This window comes from Streptomyces sp. NPDC059398, from assembly GCF_042751845.1.
Taxonomy (GTDB): Bacteria; Actinomycetota; Actinomycetes; order Streptomycetales; family Streptomycetaceae; genus Streptomyces.
The window spans coordinates 1-5,257 of record NZ_JBHYWP010000182.1 but is presented as its reverse complement, the minus strand read 5'-3'; the positions used below and the strand labels follow the sequence as shown (position 1 = coordinate 5,257).

Sequence of the window (5,257 nt, the reverse complement as noted above, 5' to 3'; positions counted from 1 at the left end):
GCACCCGGCCCGGGGGGCGGGCCGGGTCAGGTCACGGGCGGGCCGGCTCAGATCACGCCGGCCTGCCCAGCGACCAGCCGGACACATCGGCGAGCCGTCCGCGCCACAGCGGAAGGGACACCGTGTTCACCGCGCCGGCCACCAGCGTGGCGTCACGCAGATGGATCCACCGGGGCAGCTGGTGCGGCCCCTCGTCGCCGTGGAGCTCGCTGAGCGCCTGGTCGACGGTCTCCGGGAACCCGGCCATCACATCGGCGCCGGACCCGCCGAGCTCCCGCAGGCTCTTCGACCAGTCGGCCTTCCACGCCTCGTGGGCGATGAGTTCTCCGTACAGCACACCGCCCGGGACGTTCAGCGTGACCGGCAGGCTCGCCCGCAGCTGTTCGCCGAGCAGCCGGACCAGCAACTGGAGCTGGAGATCCGGGACGGGCTCGGTGACGGTCGGTACGGAGTCGCGCTGCTGCTCCGGGGAGCTGTTCATCCACATGTCCTTTCGTGAAGCGGCCGGGCCGCTGCCGGCAGCCGGTGGGCTGTCGGCACCCCGCGGACGGTGCCGTCCGGGAGCCGCGCGCCACGCCGCCGTCCGGCGGGACCGCCCGCACGAGTGCCTTCTGCCCCACCTGCGCGGATCCAGCCCCGCAGGGCTGGAATTCCATGAGGTCGCCCTCCCGCGCGGCGGTCGGGTCCGTGAATCGGCCCGGGACGCCGGAACCGGGCCCGGTACGCCACCGGCATTCCGGCTCTCCGCGGCCCGGAACCTCAGCGCTGCCCGCTGTCCTCGTCTCCCGCGCTCTCGGCGACCTGCTGGAGCGTTCTGCCGGTACGGACCGAGCGGGCCCGGCGGGGATCGGTCGTGCCGTGGCTCTCCCGGGCCGCTGTCCTGCGCCCCCGGCTGCCGTTCCGTGCCGTGCCGGTCTTCTCCCTCGCCTTGATGAGCAGCCAGGCCTCGGGGTCGCTGCTGTCCCCGCCCCCGTGGAACCGCGTCAGCGCGTACTCACCGTGGAGCTTCGCCCCGTCCAGCCAGAAGGTCGCGTGCCCGCGCTCGACGGACTCCGCGAACGGGACGGGGCGGCCGCGGCGGTCATGGCTGAGCGGCCGGTATGTCCCCTCGTCCCAGACGATGACCGTGCCACCGCCGTACTCGCCCTTCGGGATGACCCCCTCGAACTCCCGGTACTCCAGCGGGTGGTCCTCGGTCGGGACGGCGAGCCTCTTGTCCTTCGGCTCTGCGGACGGCCCCTTCGGCACCGCCCAGGACTTGAGTACGCCGTCCACCTCCAGCCGGAAGTCGAAGTGCATCCGGCGCGCGTCGTGGATCTGCACCACGAAGCAGGGCGCTTCGCCCTCCCCGGCCGCGCCGCCGCGGGGCTCCGCAGTCGTCGCGAAGTCCCGCTTGCCCCGGTACTTCCCCAGAGGTTCGTCGCCGCTCATGTCCAGTGCCTTCCTCGCGTTCACACGGCGGGAGCGCTCGGCGGCGTCGTCGGCCTGCCCGAGCCGTTGGCCCGCTGGGAGAGCGGGCGTGCGATGTCCTCAAGGGATTTGTTCTCCGCGTCCACCGCGAACAGCACGGCCACCACTCCGGCGGCGACCATCAGCGCGGCACCGATACAGAAGGCCAGGACGGCATCGGAGACCACACCGCTCGATGTGAGACCGGAGAAGATGAGCGGCCCCGAGATCCCCCCGGCCGCTGTGCCGAGCGCGTAGAAGAGGGCGATCGCCAGGGCCCGGGTCTCCATCGGAAAGATCTCACTGACCGTCAGGTATGCCGAACTGGCCCCGGCCGAAGCGAAGAACAGCACCACGCACCAGCACACCGTCATGGTCGCCGCGTTGAGCCACCCCTGGCCGAAGAGCCACGCGGTGACGAAGAGCAGCAGCCCGGAGAGGATGTACGTACCGGAGATCATCTTCTTGCGTCCGACGGTGTCGAAGAGCCGGCCGAGGAAGAGCGGGCCGAGAAAGTTGCCGAAGGCGATGACCGCGAAGAAGTACCCCGTCGTACCGCCGGACACACCGAAGAACTTCACCAGGATGGAGCTGAATCCGAAGGTGATGGCGTTGTACAGGAACGCCTGGCCGATGAAGAGCGAGAAGCCGAGCGTGGCGCGTTTGGGGTACTCGCGGAAGAGCGTGCGGCCGATCTCGACGAAACTGACGCTCCGGCGCTGCTCGATGGTGATGGCCCGGCCCGCTTCCGGGAGCGGCGTGCCCTTCTCCTCCTCGATCTCCTTCTCGACTCCGTCGACGATCGCGTTCGCGCCTTCGGACTGGCCGTGGACGAACATCCAGCGCGGGCTCTCCGGTACGTGCCGGCGCACCAGCAGGATCACCAGGCCGAGGACGACGCCGAGCGCGAAGGTGAGGCGCCAGCCGATGTCCTTCGGGAAGATACCGGTGTCGAGGGCGAGCACCGAGAGGAGTGCGCCGCCCATCGCGCCCAGCCAGTAACTGCCGTTGATGATCAGGTCGACCCGGCCCCGGTACTTGCTGGGGATCAGTTCGTCGATGGCCGAGTTGATGGCCGCGTACTCGCCGCCGATACCGAAGCCGGTGAGGAACCGGAAGAGGAAGAACCACCAGGCCGAGAAGGAGAGCGCGGTCATCGCGGTCGCCGCCAGATAGACGGCGAGGGTGATGAGGAAGAGCTTCTTGCGGCCGAAGCGGTCGGTGAGCCAGCCGAAGACCAGCGCACCCGCGCAGGCACCCGCCACATAGAGGGCGGCTCCGAGCCCGGTGACCTGGGCGTCGCTGATGGACAGTCCACTGCCGCTCTCCGAGAGGCGGCTGGCGATATTGCCCACGACGGTGACTTCGAGACCGTCGAGGATCCAGACCGTGCCGAGCCCGACCACGATCATCCAGTGCCAGCGCGACCAGGGGAGCCGGTCGAGCCGGGCAGGCACCTCGGTGGTGATGGTGCCGATTTCGGGGCCTCCGGCGCTGCTCATCAGATTCCTCCTGCATACGGCGGCTCCGGCGGCAGCCGGGACCATCGGCTGCCCTGGGAATCATCCACACAAACAGGGGAGCGCGCCTGCGGAATACACCCGTGCGGCCCATCGCACTCCGGCGCGCACGGGGGCGCACGGCTGCCGTGCCGGGGACGAACACCCGGTGAAGGTCCGGAAACGGCAGTGCCCGCCCCCGGCACAGGCCGGAGGCGGGCACACCCACCGGGATCAGGCGGGGACGATGTTCTCCGCCTGCGGGCCCTTCTGGCCCTGCGTGATGTCGAAGTTCACCTTCTGGCCCTCCTGCAGCTCGCGGAAGCCCGTGGCGTTGATGTTGGAGTAGTGGGCGAAGACGTCCGGGCCCCCACCATCCTGCTCAATGAAGCCGAAGCCCTTTTCCGCGTTGAACCACTTGACGGTGCCACTGGCCATGATTGCCCTCCAAGGGGACTCGAAGTCGGCTCCCGCACTTTGCGGGGGCCGGAGGTGATCGCCCTGGTCCTCGGAGACGCCGAACAGCAGACCCGCCCGTGCATGTACGCACGGGCGAGAGGTACTTCGGAACCACGACAGCTGGGTGAGACGCTACACGGCCGAACGCGCGGCGACCCCGTCGGCTCATCCGTTGAGCCCCTCCTGGCGCACATCCGGCCGTTTCACTGCGTTCGATATGACGATCAATGTCCCACTCGCCCCCGCCTCCGGACACATGATCGTGCGAATGAAGATCAGGACAGAAGAAATTCACGCCCCGTCGCGTCGCGCTTCAGGCCGCACTTCCGTTCGCACTTCCGTGCGCACCAGGAGAACCCCCTTCACCGGTACGCGCATTGGCATGGACCTGATCAAGCGCTCTCGGCTACGCTCCGCTTCGGCACACTCTGAGAGCGCTCCCAACGGGGCCTCCGGACGCCTGCTGTTCCATCCCCACGATGCTGGAACAACAGAAGGGCCAGAACCTTGAGACGCAGCACACTCACCCGCACCACGGTCTCCGCACTTCTCGTTCTCGGGACCTGGGCGACAGCCGGACTCGTACCGGCATCCGCCGCCGACACGCCCTCCCCCACAGCCACTTCCTCTTCCTCCGCCGCCTCCTCCGCGCGGTCGGCGCAGCCGGCCTCCGACGGCTTGCTCTCGGCCATGCGGAAGGACCTCGGCCTGACGGCGAGCCAGGCGCGGGCCCGGCTTGCATCCGAACGGAACGCGACAGCGGTCCAGGGCCCGGCGCGCCGCGCGGCCGGCTCCTCGTACGGCGGCGACTGGTACGACGCGAAGAGCGGAAAACTGACGGTCGCCCTCACCGGCAGCGGCAGGGCCGACGCGGTACGGGCGGCCGGTGCGGCCGTCAGGCTCGTGAAGCACAGCGCACACGCACTCGACGCGGCCAAGAAACAGCTGGACAAGGCCAGCGCGCCGGCCGGAGTCAGCAGCTGGCATGTGGACCCCCGGGCCAACCGGGTCGTCGTGGACGTCGTTGCTTCGGCACAGGATGACAACGATGTCCGGGCGTTCGTCGCACGCGCCGGGAAGCCCGGGACCGTCACCGTGAACGAGGTACCGGCGGCCGCCCGTACCCTCTCCGCCGGCACGGTGGGCGGCGATCCCTATTACACCGGCAACGTCCGCTGCTCCATCGGCTTCTCCGTCAACGGCGGCTTCGTCACCGCGGGGCACTGCGGGCAGCCGGGGGCCGCGGTCAGCGGCTGGGACGGCTCGGCCGTCGGCAGCTTCCAGGGCTCGTCGTTCCCGGGCGACGACTACGCCTGGGTCAGCGTCGGCAACGGGTGGTGGACGGTCCCGGTGGTTCTCGGCTGGGGCACGGTATCCGACCAGCTGGTCCGCGGCTCGGCGGCGGCCCCGGTGGGCGCCTCGATCTGCCGCTCCGGCTCCACTTCGCACTGGCACTGCGGGAATGTCCTGGCCACCAACGAGACGGTGAACTACAGCCAGGGCGCGGTCAACGAGCTGACCAAGACCAACGTCTGCGCCGAGCCGGGCGACTCCGGCGGCTCCTTCATCAGCGGGGACCAGGCTCAGGGCGTGACATCCGGCGGCTGGGGAGACTGCACCAGCGGCGGGGAGACCTGGTTCCAGCCCATCAACGAGATCCTCAACCGGTACGGCCTGACCCTCACGACAGCCTGAGGCACGGCACGACGGCGGGCCCCTGGGTAACGGCGCATACGTAAGGGCCCACACGTACGCGCACACGAACGGGCGCGGTGCCTGCCGCGGCGGAGCAACCGTCGCGTACCGGTTGGCCTGGCGTGGGGGCGAACGCCTGGACAGGGCCATCGCCC

5 protein-coding genes are annotated in these 5,257 nt (G+C 69.8%); 1 reads left to right on the top strand and 4 read right to left on the bottom strand.

Translation table 11 applies throughout. The features are described from left to right. Positions 1-52: 52 nt before the first annotated feature. From ACFXBC_RS34605 to ACFXBC_RS34590, 4 genes are all read right to left on the bottom strand, one after another. Complete coding sequence (locus tag ACFXBC_RS34605) at positions 53-481, bottom strand: hypothetical protein (RefSeq protein WP_385033933.1); 429 nt, start codon at positions 479-481, stop codon at positions 53-55. A 278-nt stretch (positions 482-759) separates the two neighbouring features. After that, complete coding sequence (locus ACFXBC_RS34600) at positions 760-1,431, bottom strand: DNA polymerase ligase N-terminal domain-containing protein (protein ID WP_385033930.1); 672 nt, start codon at positions 1,429-1,431, stop codon at positions 760-762. A gap of 20 nt (positions 1,432-1,451) precedes the next feature. Next, positions 1,452-2,951, bottom strand: coding sequence for an MFS transporter (locus ACFXBC_RS34595; RefSeq protein ID WP_385033927.1), 1,500 nt, complete (start codon positions 2,949-2,951; stop codon positions 1,452-1,454). A gap of 231 nt (positions 2,952-3,182) precedes the next feature. Next, complete coding sequence (locus tag ACFXBC_RS34590; protein WP_385033924.1) at positions 3,183-3,386, bottom strand: cold-shock protein; 204 nt, start codon at positions 3,384-3,386, stop codon at positions 3,183-3,185. Positions 3,387-3,914: 528 nt separating this feature from the next. Between ACFXBC_RS34590 and ACFXBC_RS34585 the strand changes: the two genes are divergently transcribed. Then, on the top strand, positions 3,915-5,102 hold the full coding sequence (locus tag ACFXBC_RS34585) for a S1 family peptidase (RefSeq protein WP_385033921.1): 1,188 nt from the start codon (positions 3,915-3,917) through the stop codon (positions 5,100-5,102). The last annotated feature ends 155 nt before the right edge of the window (positions 5,103-5,257 follow it).